This window comes from Legionella nautarum (genome assembly GCF_001467895.1).
Lineage (GTDB): Bacteria > Pseudomonadota > Gammaproteobacteria > Legionellales > Legionellaceae > Tatlockia > Tatlockia nautarum.
On sequence record NZ_LNYO01000027.1, the window covers coordinates 60,929 to 75,981 of the forward strand.

Consider the following 15,053-nt stretch of genomic DNA (forward strand, 5'->3'; position numbering starts at 1 on the left):
CAACGACTAAACAATTAACCTAACTAAAGAGACTTTGATAATGACGCAAATAAAGGTGTTCACTTTGCTTTTGCCAAAATTTGGAAAAAAGCAAGGGTTTAAGAAAAACAGCAATCAAATTGTTTCAAAAAAGCGCAATAAAAGAGGCTCAAAATTAAAACATTTGGCCTTTTTTGCCCTGCTTTATTTCCCTATGTTTAGTGCTAATGCGAATTCAAACTTTGCGTCCGTTCAATTCGTTGTGGATGTGGCAAATGCATTAAGAAAGGAATTTAATGTTGGGTTTCAAGCCATGCAAACGCAAGTTAATAATGTGTTCAATCAGCTTTCTACCAATGTCAGCGCCCAAATTACAAGTATTAACCAAGAGCTAAAACGAGATTTAGAACCGCTTAAAGAGCAAATCAACAATCTGCCCATTAGGTCTCATCACATTGGAGATAGGATTGAGGGCGGTGTTGTTTTTTTTGTGGATGCCTCCTTACAACATGGATTAGTAGCCTCTTTAGACGATGTGCATGAGGGCATTGAGTGGCGTAATGGGGAAAGTGGTGATCGCTTAATTAATGCAGCTGGTCTTGGAGTAGGTGCCGGTGAAACAAACACTCGCTTAATTATTGCACAGCAAACGGTCGACCAACAAGATGGCCAATATGCAGCCCTGCTTGCGGCAAATTATCAAGTCACTGCTCAAGGCGCTTCCTGTTCAGCACTTTCAAACCATGAACTTTGTTATGGCGGTTGGTTTTTACCTTCGCTGCAAGAGTTATCTCTTTTATTAACCAACCTTAAACAAACGCCAGTTGGACATAGGCCTGAGGGAACTTACTGGAGCTCCACCGAAGGTAATTTTACTCAATCTTGGGCGCTTGATTCTAATCAGGCAGAACCCTTGTTATTGGATAAAGCAGTGCTTGGCAAAATTAGAGCAATTCGTAAATTTTAAATGAAATGAGATCTCAACATGAAAAAAATATTGATGACGCTGTTATTGCTGTTTATTAATTACACAGCAAGTGCCGGACCAGGTGATGATATTTGGCAAAACATTACTACAATTAACGCACTCCTTGCTGTGATGAGGGAAGATATTACCAGTTTACAACAGGAGAGTACGTCAACCACGATTGCTGTTTCGCAATTGCAAACCGGCTTAAAACATTTATCCGAGGTGATTCAGGCGCTAAGTAGCGACAGTAATCAATCGCTAGCAACAATGAGTAATGAGGTGGCGAATGTTAAATCGGCGCTCCCTAAACCGCATGTGATTGGCGAATACTACCATGGGGGAATTGTTTTTTATGTGGACGAAAGTGGGCAACATGGATTAATTGCGAGCAAAATTGATTGTAATGAAGAAGGGATTGAATGGCGAAACGGTTTATCCGGAAGCAAAATCACCAATGCCAGAGGGGATGGCCTCGGTGCTGGTGAAACGAACACGCTATTGATTATTAGTCAGCAAACCATTGATAAACAAAAGGGCAGTTTCGCAGCCCTTCTTGCCCATAATTTCAAAGTGTCTGAGGATGGAATAACCCCCTGTAAGACGCCTGTTACGCCCGATGCTCGATGTTACGGCGCTTGGTATTTACCCTCATCGTTTGAATTACAACTCATTCATTTGAATTTACATCAAGCAGGCTTTGCATCCTTTGTACCTGAGTTTTATTGGAGTTCGACGGAAATTAATGTGGCAAACGCCTGGTTAGTGAATTTTGCAACCGGTGAAACCATCGCGAGCAATAAATCAAACACCATAGGCCACGTTCGCGCGGTCAGTCGATTTTAATCATTTATAAAGAGGATAAATTATGAAATATTTAGTTTCTATATTGTTTTTTTTAAGCACAACGGGAAGCTTTGCATGTTGTGAGGAAGATGTCAGTCATTGGTATTTAAATGGTGCTTTTGGTTATGCATCCTATGCTAATCATAATGGTCATACCAGCTTAGGTCGTCTAGGATTAGGTTATCTCTTACCAGGAGTAGGCTATTTTCAAGTGGGATTAGAAGGAGGCATCCAAAATGGACATACGATGCGCCCTTATTTCCCTGTTGCAAGTATTAATGCCTTGGGTGGTGTTCCGGTTGAGTTGCAATTAAAACCGATGCTTGATTTATTAGCGGTAGTAAAAACCGTTCCCTTAGATGCCATTCCTGTATTTGGTTATCTAAAAGCAGGAGCGTTATATCAACAATTACATATTGATAGAGAAACAGTGACTCCTGTAAAGCGGTTTCGCGGAGTTACCCCTGAGCTAATAGTAGGTCTAGGTTATAAACTAAATGATCAAGCATCGATTAATATAAGCTATCAATATTTTTGGGGTAGAGCTCCTCAATTAGTAGTTAATGAATTAACGCAGACTGCAACCTTAAGAAATATTCCTTCGCGACAAGCAATAATGCTCGGTTTCAGTTTTAATTTTTTATAAGGCGAGCTAGATAGCTCTTTCTTAAGCTTAAATAAGAACGAAGTCTTACACTTCTTTACTTCTTTATAGAGTGTAAGACGTTTAATAGCAAAGTCGTTAATAAAAGATAGAGATGAATTGCGTAAGTAGGGCAGGGGAGAGACTGAAAGTAGGCTAATGATCAAAATTTAACAGATGATTAATCGGTTTCTCCCAGCCCTAGATCCCTAGAATTTTTATTTAATTGATTTTTCGCAGGGTATAAGCCTAAAAAGTTGGAATCCTTAGTCAATGACGAGGATTTCGCTATGAATTTCTCTTTCAATAATTCGTCTTTCGACATTTCCGAAGGAAAATGCTTTGAAAAATCCAATAGCAATTTGGCGGTCATTAGACTGTTATCTTTATTGGGCGAATCCGCGTTTTTAGTATGTTGTTCAAACAGTTTTTTAGCCGTCTTATAAAAACGATTTTTAACGGCATGATTGCGTAATTGTCTTTGTTCTTTACCCGTATCGGCTGATTGCTTAGAGAGAAGCTCTTCTTGGACTCGTTTTGCTAAGGCTTTATCGACTGCGGGTATGACATTGCGATTTCTCATCTGAACTAAAGGTGATTTTAAGGACTGGCCTGCAAGTCCTCTTTCAAAGCGACGGCTTGCCTCAACCATGAGTCCATGTTCGCGGCACTTTTTAGCAAAGTTTTTGCGCAGCAAATGAAGGTATTGTTTTCGTGGATTTAATTTATAACCTTCTACAGAGCGTAAACAAATCACTGAATGGATATGTGGGTGTTCAGTATCATTATGAGCTACAAATAAATAATCATGCTGACCGCCGAATTCTTCTTGTAAAAATTCTCTCGTTAGTTGTTTAAAACGATCGCGACAAGTATTAGGAGGCGCGCTTAATACCATATGCATCGTATTACGTGAATTTTTATGATGATCAAAATAGATAGCATTCCAAGAAGATAATAAATCATTCGATTCTTCTGCTGAATGAATCAATGATTGTTCTTGATCTTCTGCTGGCAAATCAAAATCACGAGTAATATAAGCTAAGTGTTTATAGATTTTATCTAGACCCTTTCCAAAGCTTGTAATTTTTAAAATCGCTTGCTTATATCCTGAAGCAATGCGAATGAGATCAGCCGTTGATAATTCGTACTGCGAAGAGTTACTGGCTGTATGATAGCCATACTTAATTTCCTTAGTAATTCTCGTGCGTTTCTGGATCGTTTTTTTAGATGATTTTACAGAATGAGCATTGTCGTTTTCGTTATAAGCATGCGAATGGATAAAACGTCGAGATTTACCTGCATCATCTAATAAACCGTCTTCTAAATCATCATTCATAGTGATCATGATTAACCGCTTCCTGATATCTGGTTATCGTTCGCATAATATAGTTTTTTAGACTAGCATTCACTTCTTTTACATGAGATAAGACATCCTGTAAATAGTCATTGGAAAAGCGATTGTTAAGTTGATCATTTTGATGCAGTTTTGTAGTAATTTGATTTAAGTTTCTAGCAATCCCTGTGAGTTGTCTTACTGCTTGTCTAAACTCGTTTAATTCTTCATGAGTTAAATCAGGACCAAAGCCAATATAATCTCGTAATAATTTACGGATTAATCGACTTTTATTTGTCTCACCAAATAATAATAAACTGACAGATTCAGCCTGTGTCCATTCTTCATCAGTTAATCGCACACGAATCGATTTAGTTTTGTTCATAGTCTATTTGTGTCCTTCTAAAGTATTTAGACCGCAAGCCGAAAGGTTGAGGAAATAGTCGCGTTTTGCGACTGGCGATGTGATATTTTTTTAAAATGTCCCACACTTCGCCTATCCCGCAAATACTTAACTTATGCCACTGAATATATTATAATAGTTATAGAAAATTTGAGCTAGAACTATCATCTTTTTTAAAATTAGTTGGCTGAAATTAATTGATAAAACAGGAGGGTTAGTGCAATGGATAATTCACAGAAAACCGATTTAGAGCAAATTTATAAAACCCCCTATATTGATAGGCCTGCGCCAGGATACTACCCTCTAGTAAGAGCTAAAAAAAATAAGCTATCCCTTCCTTATATAACGGATTTAAGTATCTATTTTTTTAAGGAGCGATTATCAATTGATACCGTAATTAAAGAATTAACTTTTGCATTAGTGGCCTTAGCAACCTATCTTTTCATGCAATATACAGGTCGCCTCACTTCACTAAAAGGCTTTGGAACTTTCATTGGTGCAATGCTAGTATTTTCTCTCTTTTATAACCTCTATAAAGCTGCATTTAAATCATTGGCACCAGGATTAATTTGTATATGCTTTGGTCTTTCCTTGTTAACCACCAAGTTACATCAACAATTTTTTATTTTTTTATCAAAAGAAACGATTGAATATATTATCGGAGGAGGGGCTTTTTTTGTTGCATTATCACTTTTAAAGAGTGAAGTTTATTGACGTTTAAACATTATAATTGTATTAAAAATTAAACGATGAAAACATCAAGAAATAAAGAGGTCATGTTATTCTATAAGAGTAATAGTATTTAGTTGCTGCTAACAACCATTCATCGAATTGTTAGCAGCAGTACAGTATTCAAATCAGCAAGCCGTAGCATTTGTATTACCCCTAGCCGCTACCGCAATCGAGTCCGTAATTTCGCACCAACTAGGAAATCATCTTTTGCTAATCTATCCCGCAGCATTTTTTCAAACTATGATGGAGTTGGATTGATTAGCATTTCAATTTCAGTTTTCTCTATTGATTAAAAAATAGTAAAATGTTTTGAATCGCTAAACCAGAGATGCAGTCGGAAATTTTAATCTATAGCTCAAAATACAATAGTCAATGATTAACTAACCCTACAAAATAAGGATGCCAATGATAAAAACACTTTGTAGTGCCCCATTTGTAATTGCAATCACAATTATTCTTCTATTCGTTTTTTATTTAACAGGATTAGAATCTAATCCTCAAGACATCCTGGCCACTGCTTTCAAACCACTATTGGTTGGGTTCATGGGGCTGTTTTCCCTACAATGTTCGTATATTGGACCGCTTCATTTTTCATCAATCGACTGTAAAACTGAATTTGTTTTAAGTAGTTACAGCTTGGGCCTTGCGCAAACCTAGGGATATTTAGACCTTCGGGTTGAGTGGGGCTTAGGGATTATTGGCACATCCACTAACCTGTTTGGAGAAAAACACATTCTGATTACTATAGTTAGATCTAATACCGTAGGTATTTGCAGTCTAAATAAATCTAAAAGCCCCGAAGGGCTTTCATTTTTTTTAATTCTTTTCAAGAATTTTTAGACTTGGTTTAATAAAATGCTCATAACTGAATGCTGCGTTTAAGGTAAATTTTCGCACCCATGCATTATTTCGATTTCGTGAAAACTTAAATGCTTTTTCTTTTAGGAGAGTTCTAATTTCCTCGCTTGGCTTGAAACCAAAGTGAATGCAAATCTTTTGATCGTCACTAATTGTTACCTTAATCCCATTTTCAAACTCATCATCTATCGTTTTAGAATTTGTCTTTTCTACCTCCGCTATTCTTTTTTTATAACGATTAATATTAGCCCCTAAATTTTGCAATTCCCATCGTTTAAAACCTATAATTTTTCCATAATAATTTGGTTCCAATAAGTCTGCTATTTGTATTTCATTTAAATTGAATTCAGTGTGTAATAGGTTTTTAAACTCTCCTAGATTTTCTGGTGATATATCTGGACAACCATTTTTAAAATACTTTCTGATCAGCTTGTTGATAGCCTTCATTTCTTCACGTTGGGCTTCTAATTTCTCAATTTTATTGTCGATTTTGTCACAAGCGTTTGGATCGTCTATCTGGATTGATGAACCGTCACCATAAGGCAAGACAAATTTTAAAATATTTTTGATGGATTTTTTTCTAAACTCATCAATTGCAGTCAGCTTAGCATCAGCATAATTAGAAAGTTTTTGATTTCTTGCAACTGGAAAGTTTGCGGGTCCAACGATGAAACTTGATGCAACCTTTGCATGAGAGTGTAACCAGGAGTTATAGCAATCACATAATTTTTCCCGATGTGATTTAAACCATTCATCGAACATAACACCAAAATCTTGCCGCACTTCCGCCCCTCTTTGCGAGGATTTAGAAATCTCATCCAGTACCTTGATCTTGTCTTCAAGAAGGGCTTCTACGTACTCAGCCCTTACATTTACACCTCTTTTTTCTGGCGAGAAAGAGGTATTCATAAAGGCTCGCTCTGCTATTTCTTGGCGAATATCGTTAAGAAATGTTGAAGCCTCTGGTAGGCTTTGAATCAGTTCATTTTCTAAATTTTTTACGTAGTTCATCTTTTTAGATCCTTATTTTGTTTTCTGATGTTCTTAATGAACAGGATTATTATTACAAAAATCCGATATTAAGTCAACAAAAAACAACTTTTTAATAGTTGTTTTTTGTTGACTTTTATTGTGGTGCTATTCCATAATTCGACAATCAATACCTTGGAAATCGACCTGATGAAAAAAGTACTCCGCTTTGAAATGAAGCAAAATTTACGTAGACCAACACGTATTTATGTGAAATCACCTGATCTGAAAACCAGCTATGGCTATTTTCATGCGGACAATCCTTCATCGTTTGATGGATGGAGCCAGCTCTCCGAAGAGCAGACCACTGAATTGGTTTTGTTTATTCAAAACATTGAAGCAATCAATGCCTTGTTAGGGAGTGAGGCCAGTAATAAATTGATGGATTTTCGATTTCGCCTACCTATTGATTTTGTAGCAACCTTGCATGAATTGACATCACTTTTTAATCACCAGAACATTAAATATAATTTTTTTGAGGCAGCCTTAACTGGAATCATTCAACAGATGAAAATGGCCACCGTGCAACTAAATGATGAAAAAAAACAGCAAGCATTAACCTTATTGGATAAAATAGGACTGGCCACCTATAAAAAGCTCGATCTCACCTCGCCTCTTCAGGCTGTCTTTTCTGAGCTTTTGGCAGTTCATAATAAATCTGAAAAACTACACAAGAAAGCCTTAGCCCTATTTGATAAAGATAAAAGTTACTCGCCTAAAGCCATTGAAGGAATGGCCAGTGGTGAATCACAACCTGCAAAATGGTTAGTAGCCTGTGCTATTGATGTATTAATTGAGGAACGCTTACCAATTTTAGAAAGGTGTTTAAACGACAATGAGTTGTTTTTATTATGGGCAAAACCGCTTTTAGACCACCAATTTAATCGGGAGTTATTGCTCAACAAAATACGCGCCCTTAGCTGGCATAGCATGGAACAAATCGTAGTCTCCTATCACCCCAAAGCCCATCCATCATGAACACTACTCAGCTTTCGCTTTCCTATCAATATTATGGAATAACCTATTAGCCTCAGTCGCGTTAATTTGTTTCATTCTTATTTTAAATTCAGATTCGCTGAGTCGTTGACCTTGATCCAATTCAAATCGGCTCACAGTAGCAGCGGGGCGAGTAGTATCCGCCTTTTCCCAAGTGACCCTCAAAAGGTATTTGTCTCGTATTTTTGTATAGATAATATGCGCATACAGAGTATCATCATTAAAAAATTTCCTATAATCGATCCAATCTTGTGAATTTTTATCAATAGACCAGCAAAATGATTTTATCTGACACTCTTTATAACGACTTTTCCCCTTGAATAAGTCATTTAAAAAGTTTTTAAGCCCCTGATTTCCAAAATAAGTATGCCCTTCATCACCATAATGTTTAAAAAACAGTTCTGATAAGCGTTCTGTTGGACTTTTTTCAGTCACAAAAAAATAAGGCCAAAAAATGGGCTTGAGAATCAAATACCGCTTGAGATCAGGTCTTTTAAGCAGTAAATCCTGGTTATAATAGGTGTTAAAACGCTGGAAATTGAGAAAGCTCTTGATAGAATAACTTAAGGTAATTAATCCTCCAACCACATACAACACTACCAAAAACTCGCCTACGCTTACATCCATTACCTACCACCAGGATTCTAAAGTAAAAAATAATCAAAGGATTTGAAATGATGGGCTATTATAACATTTAGGAGCAAATGACGTACACTGCGATTCAGTTACATAGTGCATTCTGTTAAAATCACACCCTATGGCAAACACCAACAATTCTCCGTATTTGATTTTGAGCACAGTCGGGTTATAATATAACTAACCATACCCGCCACGCCTCTTCACAATGCGGACCAGGGCGGGTTATTTATTTTATGCATTTAAAAATGGTTTTTAATGAACCACCTCTTTCCATACCAGAACAAATCCATCATTTACGACAGAAAGGGCTATTGCTGGATGACGAACAAGAAGCCAGCCATTATCTAACAGTCATTGGTTATTACCGCTTAAAGATTTATTCTAAACCCTTTCTCATAAGCTCTGAGACAGGCATCAGCCAATTTAAACCCAACACGCGATTTTCCGATCTTTTAAATTTGTATGTCTTTGACAGAGAGTTGCGTTTATTGGTTACCGATGCCCTAGAGCGAATAGAAGTCTCTTTTCGTACCGCCATATCTAATGCGATGAGTCTGAAATACGGTGCGCACTGGTATCTGTGCGCTGATTTATTTTCTTCAATCGAGCAGCACCAAATGTTTCTTGAAGAAGTCAAATCACATCTAAAACGCTCACACGAAGACTTTATTAAAACCTATTATGCCAAATCCCATGAACCCGAACACCCACCAAGCTGGATGGTCATGGAATGCATTTCTTTTGGTACGATATCCAAGCTCTATGCCAATATTAAAGACCGAACTATCAGAAAAGAAATTGGCGATACGCTTGGGCAATATAGCGAAATCATCAAATCATGGATGCGCTCACTGACCTACACCAGAAATTTATGCGCGCACCATTCTCGCTTATGGAATCGATTCTTCGTCAATAAACCTAAAGTCCCAGAGATTAGAGTATCTTTTAATCACAACGAGAGTCCTTTCTATCTGCAAGCCTATATTATTCACTCGCTATTAAAAAACAGCGCGCCAGGCAATCACTGGCGAGATAAATTACTTCATCTTTTTAAAAATAATTCCTCTATCCCCTTTGCAAATATGGGATTTTCAGAAAATTGGGAACAAGACGGCATATGGGGGTTGGAATAAATAATATGAACCCCAATGAATCAAGTCTCCTAACACCAGAAAATGACATCCGCTGGGAACATCCAAGACCTCTTTTGCCCGCATTGGAGCCAGAAACACATTATCCCGCACAAGCGCTTCCCTCTATCCTTGGAAAAGCGGTAACCGCTTATCAAGGTTACGGTCAGCAACCTACAGCATTGGTTGCCTGCAGTGCTTTAGCGAATATTTCACTGGCTTGCCAAGCGCTTGCCAATGTCGCAAGAGATAAGTACTTAATAAGCCCTGTTTCTCTTTATTTTTTAGTAGTTGCCCAATCAGGCGAGCGCAAGAGTGCAGCCGATAACGTGTTTTCAAAACCCTCACGATCCTGGGAGTTAGAGATCAGAAAAAATCGCGAACCGGATGTTCAGACTGCATTAACCTTACATCAAGCCTGGCAAATGGAGCGCGATGGTTTGTTGAATCAGATTAAACGCGCCATGATGACGGGTGAAGACACTACTTTTTATAAAGACCTTTTGGCACGACTCATTCGCATTGAGCCAGATATTCCATTATTACCAACTCTCTATTTTGAAGACGCAACTCAGGAAGCCCTGGCCATCCATTTAGCTCGTGGTTGGCCAAGTGCTTCATTGTGGTCTGATGAGGCAGGTATTGTATTGGGCAGTCACAGTATGCAGTCAAATCCTGCTCGCTTTGTTGCTCTACTCAATCGTTTATGGGATGGAAAAGCCTTTACGGCACACCGCAAAACCACAGACAGCTTTACCCTGCAACATCGGAGGCTTACCTTAAATCTCATGATGCAACCTTTGTTGTTGCAAACAATGACCAATCAGCATCAAAATATTAGCCGACAAAGCGGTTTTTTACCCCGTTGTCTGCTCGCCTACCCTAAAAGTGCCATGGGTGTTCGATTCTATCAAGAGCCACCTGACTCAAAAGCCTACCTCGATGGCTATGAAATAAGAATTACTGACTGCCTGAATCAATCGCTAAATTTAAACAGAAAAGGATGTCATAAGCTCCCCGCCCTTTTTATGAGTATTGAAGCAAAACGAACCTGGGTGCAATTTTTTAATGCGATTGAGTCTGGGCTAAATTATCAGGGGCAGTGGGCAGGACTTCAGGATTTTGCTAGTAAAGCTGCTGAAAACGCAGCACGGCTTGCCGCTCTTTTTCATTTGTTCGAAGGAAAAATAGGCGATATTGGTTCTGAATCGATGGAGCAAGCCATTGAGATCATTCATTGGCACATGAAAGAAACAAGGCGATTATTTGATGCAGGAAATCAAACCAATGAACTGGCCGATGCACAAACACTGTTTCAGTGGCTTAAGGATAAGGGATTGAATCAAATCACCGCACGCGATATTCAACGTCTAAGTCCATTACGTAATATTGAGCGCCGTGATAACGCTATCGGTATTTTGATTGAACATCAGATGGTACGATTAACCAAAGAAGGAAGCAGAATCATACTGGAATTAAATCCCCTTTGTTTTCATAATTGAAATCCGATTATCATTAAATCTGCGACACCGCGACACTTGCGACACACCAAGGCGTAATGGGTAAATTCTTTATTAGAGATTCATAATATTGACCGATGGTTTATTTATGCGGCATGCAAAACAAGTTCTATTGGCGATGGTCAAAATCCTTTTGATAAAACCCAAACACCCAATTTTGAGCAAGATCTATCCGTTTTGAATAATGAAGCTCATTAAATAATTTGTGAATTGTTATTACATCGGAGATAATGCCAAATCAAATGGACTTAAATTTTGCGACAGCTTGCGACTTAAATGATTAAGATACACCGTTTTTCAATACAAGACTAAAGTAATGTTGGGTTTTTAGTGCATATCCAGACTAAACTGGCAATGTCGAAAAAAAACTTTAAAAATTAACACAAATTATAAATGCTAAGGATTAAATTTGTAGATCTATAATCTGATTCGTTATTCTTAGAGCCATTGCTGACGCCTCGAAACAGCTAAATTATAAACATTCATTACAAATGATGAATCAAATTATTGTTCCATTGCCAGTTTAGTCTGGATATGCGGAATCAGAACAATATGACCTTGCAATTATTGTCATTTACTATGATTAATATGGAAAAGTAAAATGAAAAGCTATTACTTTGATTCATTAAAAAAACTAATTCCTTTTTTAGAAGCTCTTTCGGGACGGGGGTATTTTTTTCGAGGTCAACGAGATGCAATTCAATGGAAAGTAATTCCTAGTATTTTCAGAAAAAATCGACTTGATGAGTATATAAAAAAAATACAAGTTCCCGCTTCTTACTATTCATATCCATTTAATGAATCTGTAGTAAAAAAATGGTTTAATTGTAATGAAATTCTAGAGTTTGTGAGCTTAACTCTTTATAAGAATAAAAATAAAATTCGATGTTTTGAGCAATTACCCCTCAAAATTCAGAGATTATTTGAATTGGGGACAATCTTATTAAGATATAATTTTTATCTTGGCCTCTATGTTAGTCAAAATCCAAACAATCATCTCTTTGATAAGAATACTTCATCTCTTTCTGAAATTATTCCTTATCAAGTTTGGGCGACAAAAGATAAATTCATTGGCTATATTCAATATGCTCTACCCATATTATTAGATATAAATTTGCTGGATGGAACTATCTACCAAAAAGGGAGCCACGATAATGTTATCACCGGTTACAATCAAACATTCCCCCAACACTACGATTTTCCAACAGCAGCAGTAGACGTAACTACATGCTATTTGGTTGCTCTACATTTTGCTACTGATGGTGGAGATAAAATCGACTCTACATGTTTTTCAGTTTATGCTTATAAACAACTAGATCTTTCTGATGAGGCTCCCTGCTTTCTTTATAATAATGATGAGCTTAAATCTAATATACGTGCTCAAGCACAAAAAGGCTCATTTCTTTTTTTCAGAAATCCCTGCACTCATTATTTAGAAACAGGAGAATTTCCAAGTTTGGATATGTTAGTTAATCACTGCATAAATAATCACCTACAACCTTTTGCAGATGTAATTAAAATTAATGTCCCTTATTCAAATTATGTACTAGCTCCTCTGCGTGAGCTCTTGATAACTAATGACATTAGTAATAAAACGTTAAAACCTGATATTGCTAATATGCCCGTATTGATTTAAGACAGGGGTTCAATTATGTAACACGAATCAGGGAACTCATCGTTTGACATAATTTTGATTGTGGCCTGGTGTGTCAGACTTCCAAAGCTAAAAGCAAAATTTTAAATACTGTTAATTTATTTTTCAAAATAACCACTATCTAAGTCATTTTTAAAGTCTAGTGGCCAGTTAGTTCCATGCCCAGTTTTATATTCTCTTTCTTTGTGACTTGAATTTTTAGTGATCGATATTATTCCCCAATCAAAGTATTCTCCTGTTTGTGGATGAGGAGGAGAAGACGTATCTTTATAATTTAAGGTAAAATCTTTAATATTGAACTGACCCTCAATGGCACATTTAAAATCTCTCATAACATCATTTGGAATATTCATTTATATCTCCTAATTATCATGAGTATTTTGAGTTACGTTGTTGAAATAACATACGGTAATTAAGTAAATAATTCTTCTATAGTAGACTGGATTTCATCTTGACTCGGTTTAGCATAACGAAAAATTTCTTTAATGGAAACATTACCACTTAACTCTTGCGCAAAATGAACCCCATGCTTATCGGTTACTTTTTTTAAAAAGGTATGTCGCAATTTATGTGGAGTAAATTCAAACTTTTCATGTTCCGGTAAAAACGCCAAAGCCTGCTTTAAAACCCGTTGGCAAATCCGGTACACATCCAAAGTTTGTAGACGCGTACCATACCTTGTTATAAATAACGGTTCATCTTGTTGGGCTTCTCTTTTTTCAAGATAGTGATCTAAGTACCCCCTACTCTCTTGGGGTAAAGGAATTTTTTGACTAATGCGTTTTGACTTATGACGTAGAACTTCACACAAACCTTTTTGTCGATACTGCCCCACATTTAAAGAGACGATTTCAGATTCACGAAGTCCAGTGCCAAGCAACAGATAAAATAAAGCGGTTTCCATTAGTGGATTTTGGTTTTTGCGGGTACAACTTTTAATTCGTTGCTCGCAAGCAGACTTTAACCTCATTAATTGGCGTGAAGTTAGGCCATTCCAATCAGGCGCATCAGTTTGTAAATCTTTAACTTGAGCAAGGGGGTCCCCTGCTAACAAGGGTCGTTGTTGATGAAGCCATCGACCTACGTGACGAATAGTTGCCATCGTGCGATTAATAGAAGTTGCTTTGTATGGTTTTCCGGTTTTTTCAGAAATTGTCTTAGATAAATTTTTTTGGAAATGTTTGCTAACTGCCGGTGTCCAACTATCAACCCAATCATGCCCTATTTCGTTTTGGAAAAAATGAATAAATTTTGCTAGGTCTTTCATTTTGGCTTGTTCAGTTTTTTCTGGAGCACCTTTCACATGCACTGAGTAATAATAGGACAACCACGCTGAAAGTGAATTGGTGTCAAAATGAACATCCAAGGGATGGAAAATCTTATCTATCACAAACTTCCGATTTTTTTCATTTTCATTCATTTGTGGAACCCAATGAATTCCTGAGATCAATAATTGGCATTTTACCTATTTTTAATGGTTTGTGAAAGATAAGGTAAGTTATCTATCTCAAAATAATAATTTTCAATCTGACTCTGTTTCTTATTGAGAGTCTGTGATATATTTAAATTATATAAAATCTTGTATATTTAGTTAATGAAACCTATAATTTGGTTAGGCAGCAGTTATAATGACATATTGGACTTTCCTAAAGAAGCAAGACAATCTGCAGGATATAATCTGGATAAAATTCAAAGAGGCCAAGAACCAACTGATTGGAAACCCATGACATCGATTGGGCAAGGTGTTAAAGAAATCAGGATTCATTGTGACAATGAATATCGAGTCATTTATTTAGCCCAGAAAGATGAAGGCATATATGTGCTTCATTCCTTTGTAAAGAAAACACAAAAAACAAGTAGCAAAGATCTTGAGTTGGCTAAAAAACGATTTAAACAAATACCCTAACGCAGTTAGGAGGAGAAGCAATGATGAATCATACAACTACAGGTAGTGTTTTTGATGATTTAGGATTTAGTGAATCTGAGTCAGAAAATTTAAAAATTAGAGCAGCATTAATGCGAGCAATAGAAAAATATATTGCTGATAAAAAATTGACACAATCTCAAGCAGCAAAATTAATGCATGTATCACAGCCACGAATCAGTGATTTGATTCGTGGTAAAATTCATCTTTTTACTATTGATATGCTCGTGAACATGCTGGCATGTACCCATGCATCCATTTCACTTGTTGTTAATGAACAAGTAGCTGCATAAATGGGAGCCATCAAAACTGACGTTGTCTAATAGATCTGTACACGCCAGTTAAGAGATAATGTACTTAACTGGAGAAAGTAATGATGATAAGAAAGAAATACCCC

General features: G+C 36.9%; 16 protein-coding genes. 10 read left to right on the forward strand and 6 right to left on the reverse strand.

The genetic code is table 11. The features are described 5' to 3' along the window. The first annotated feature begins 40 nt into the window (after positions 1-40). Genes Lnau_RS15700 through Lnau_RS15710 form a run of 3 tightly spaced genes read left to right on the forward strand, consistent with a single transcriptional unit; the run spans position 41 to position 2,438 of the window. Entirely contained in the window at positions 41-946 is a 906-nt protein-coding gene (locus Lnau_RS15700; RefSeq protein ID WP_058506092.1) for a hypothetical protein, read from the forward strand. A gap of 18 nt (positions 947-964) precedes the next feature. Beyond that, positions 965-1,792, forward strand: coding sequence for a DUF1566 domain-containing protein (locus Lnau_RS15705; RefSeq protein WP_058506093.1), 828 nt, complete (start codon positions 965-967; stop codon positions 1,790-1,792). A 22-nt stretch (positions 1,793-1,814) separates the two neighbouring features. Then, positions 1,815-2,438, forward strand: a complete 624-nt coding sequence (locus Lnau_RS15710; RefSeq protein WP_065240311.1) for an outer membrane beta-barrel protein — start codon at positions 1,815-1,817, stop codon at positions 2,436-2,438. A 178-nt stretch (positions 2,439-2,616) separates the two neighbouring features. On the opposite strand, the gene Lnau_RS15715 is transcribed toward Lnau_RS15710, so the two are convergent. Together Lnau_RS15715 and mobC are read right to left on the reverse strand one after the other, a co-directional pair. Continuing rightward, on the reverse strand, positions 2,617-3,783 hold the full coding sequence (locus Lnau_RS15715) for a relaxase/mobilization nuclease domain-containing protein (RefSeq protein WP_058506094.1): 1,167 nt from the start codon (positions 3,781-3,783) through the stop codon (positions 2,617-2,619). Then, the gene (mobC, locus tag Lnau_RS15720) at positions 3,767-4,156 is read right to left on the reverse strand and encodes a plasmid mobilization relaxosome protein MobC (RefSeq protein ID WP_058506095.1); all 390 of its coding nucleotides are present in this window, start codon (positions 4,154-4,156) and stop codon (positions 3,767-3,769) included. The genes Lnau_RS15715 and mobC overlap by 17 nt, the downstream gene beginning before the upstream one ends. 240 nt (positions 4,157-4,396) lie before the next feature. Here mobC and Lnau_RS15725 point away from each other — a divergent pair, with 240 nt between their 5' ends. After that, positions 4,397-4,888 carry a hypothetical protein gene (locus tag Lnau_RS15725; RefSeq protein WP_058506096.1) on the forward strand — a complete coding sequence of 164 codons (492 nt, stop codon included), beginning with the start codon at positions 4,397-4,399 and terminating at the stop codon, positions 4,886-4,888. 834 nt (positions 4,889-5,722) lie between these two features. On the opposite strand, the gene Lnau_RS15735 is transcribed toward Lnau_RS15725, so the two are convergent. Next, the gene (locus tag Lnau_RS15735) at positions 5,723-6,775 is read right to left on the reverse strand and encodes a hypothetical protein (protein WP_058506098.1); all 1,053 of its coding nucleotides are present in this window, start codon (positions 6,773-6,775) and stop codon (positions 5,723-5,725) included. A gap of 168 nt (positions 6,776-6,943) precedes the next feature. On the opposite strand from Lnau_RS15735, the gene Lnau_RS15740 reads away from it, so the two are divergent. Continuing rightward, a complete protein-coding gene (locus Lnau_RS15740) occupies positions 6,944-7,771 on the forward strand; it encodes a hypothetical protein (RefSeq protein WP_058506099.1) in 828 nt (275 codons plus the stop codon). A 3-nt stretch (positions 7,772-7,774) separates the two neighbouring features. Here the strand turns inward: Lnau_RS15740 and Lnau_RS15745 are convergent, their stop codons facing one another. Beyond that, positions 7,775-8,416, reverse strand: coding sequence for a hypothetical protein (locus tag Lnau_RS15745; protein ID WP_058506100.1), 642 nt, complete (start codon positions 8,414-8,416; stop codon positions 7,775-7,777). A gap of 245 nt (positions 8,417-8,661) precedes the next feature. Between Lnau_RS15745 and Lnau_RS15750 the strand changes: the two genes are divergently transcribed. From Lnau_RS15750 to Lnau_RS15760, 3 genes are all read left to right on the forward strand, one after another. After that, positions 8,662-9,561, forward strand: a complete 900-nt coding sequence (locus Lnau_RS15750) for an Abi family protein (RefSeq protein ID WP_058506101.1) — start codon at positions 8,662-8,664, stop codon at positions 9,559-9,561. 5 nt (positions 9,562-9,566) lie between these two features. After that, positions 9,567-11,060, forward strand: coding sequence for a YfjI family protein (locus Lnau_RS15755; protein ID WP_058506102.1), 1,494 nt, complete (start codon positions 9,567-9,569; stop codon positions 11,058-11,060). A 619-nt stretch (positions 11,061-11,679) separates the two neighbouring features. Continuing rightward, entirely contained in the window at positions 11,680-12,714 is a 1,035-nt protein-coding gene (locus Lnau_RS15760; protein WP_058506103.1) for an FRG domain-containing protein, read from the forward strand. A 116-nt stretch (positions 12,715-12,830) separates the two neighbouring features. On the opposite strand, the gene Lnau_RS15765 is transcribed toward Lnau_RS15760, so the two are convergent. Beyond that, positions 12,831-13,085, reverse strand: coding sequence for a hypothetical protein (locus tag Lnau_RS15765; RefSeq protein WP_058506104.1), 255 nt, complete (start codon positions 13,083-13,085; stop codon positions 12,831-12,833). 59 nt (positions 13,086-13,144) lie between these two features. Beyond that, positions 13,145-14,152, reverse strand: coding sequence for a tyrosine-type recombinase/integrase (locus tag Lnau_RS15770; RefSeq protein ID WP_058506105.1), 1,008 nt, complete (start codon positions 14,150-14,152; stop codon positions 13,145-13,147). Positions 14,153-14,326: 174 nt separating this feature from the next. On the opposite strand from Lnau_RS15770, the gene Lnau_RS15775 reads away from it, so the two are divergent. Together Lnau_RS15775 and Lnau_RS15780 are read left to right on the forward strand one after the other, a co-directional pair. Next, positions 14,327-14,638, forward strand: a complete 312-nt coding sequence (locus Lnau_RS15775; RefSeq protein ID WP_058506106.1) for a type II toxin-antitoxin system RelE/ParE family toxin — start codon at positions 14,327-14,329, stop codon at positions 14,636-14,638. 20 nt (positions 14,639-14,658) lie between these two features. Then, the gene (locus tag Lnau_RS15780) at positions 14,659-14,949 is read left to right on the forward strand and encodes a helix-turn-helix domain-containing protein (RefSeq protein WP_202972588.1); all 291 of its coding nucleotides are present in this window, start codon (positions 14,659-14,661) and stop codon (positions 14,947-14,949) included. The last annotated feature ends 104 nt before the right edge of the window (positions 14,950-15,053 follow it).

Bases quoted from the DNA above. Each gene is read 5' to 3' on its own strand.
- Lnau_RS15700 (WP_058506092.1), top strand. From the start codon at position 41: ATGACGCAAATAAAGGTGTTCACTTTGCTTTTGCCAAAATTTGGAAAA.
- Lnau_RS15705 (WP_058506093.1), top strand. From the start codon at position 965: ATGAAAAAAATATTGATGACGCTGTTATTGCTGTTTATTAATTACACA.
- Lnau_RS15710 (WP_065240311.1), top strand. From the start codon at position 1,815: ATGAAATATTTAGTTTCTATATTGTTTTTTTTAAGCACAACGGGAAGC.
- Lnau_RS15715 (WP_058506094.1), bottom strand. From the start codon at position 3,783: ATGATCACTATGAATGATGATTTAGAAGACGGTTTATTAGATGATGCA.
- mobC (WP_058506095.1), bottom strand. From the start codon at position 4,156: ATGAACAAAACTAAATCGATTCGTGTGCGATTAACTGATGAAGAATGG.
- Lnau_RS15725 (WP_058506096.1), top strand. From the start codon at position 4,397: ATGGATAATTCACAGAAAACCGATTTAGAGCAAATTTATAAAACCCCC.
- Lnau_RS15735 (WP_058506098.1), bottom strand. From the start codon at position 6,775: ATGAACTACGTAAAAAATTTAGAAAATGAACTGATTCAAAGCCTACCA.
- Lnau_RS15740 (WP_058506099.1), top strand. From the start codon at position 6,944: ATGAAAAAAGTACTCCGCTTTGAAATGAAGCAAAATTTACGTAGACCA.
- Lnau_RS15745 (WP_058506100.1), bottom strand. From the start codon at position 8,416: ATGGATGTAAGCGTAGGCGAGTTTTTGGTAGTGTTGTATGTGGTTGGA.
- Lnau_RS15750 (WP_058506101.1), top strand. From the start codon at position 8,662: ATGCATTTAAAAATGGTTTTTAATGAACCACCTCTTTCCATACCAGAA.
- Lnau_RS15755 (WP_058506102.1), top strand. From the start codon at position 9,567: ATGAACCCCAATGAATCAAGTCTCCTAACACCAGAAAATGACATCCGC.
- Lnau_RS15760 (WP_058506103.1), top strand. From the start codon at position 11,680: ATGAAAAGCTATTACTTTGATTCATTAAAAAAACTAATTCCTTTTTTA.
- Lnau_RS15765 (WP_058506104.1), bottom strand. From the start codon at position 13,085: ATGAATATTCCAAATGATGTTATGAGAGATTTTAAATGTGCCATTGAG.
- Lnau_RS15770 (WP_058506105.1), bottom strand. From the start codon at position 14,152: ATGAATGAAAATGAAAAAAATCGGAAGTTTGTGATAGATAAGATTTTC.
- Lnau_RS15775 (WP_058506106.1), top strand. From the start codon at position 14,327: ATGAAACCTATAATTTGGTTAGGCAGCAGTTATAATGACATATTGGAC.
- Lnau_RS15780 (WP_202972588.1), top strand. From the start codon at position 14,659: ATGATGAATCATACAACTACAGGTAGTGTTTTTGATGATTTAGGATTT.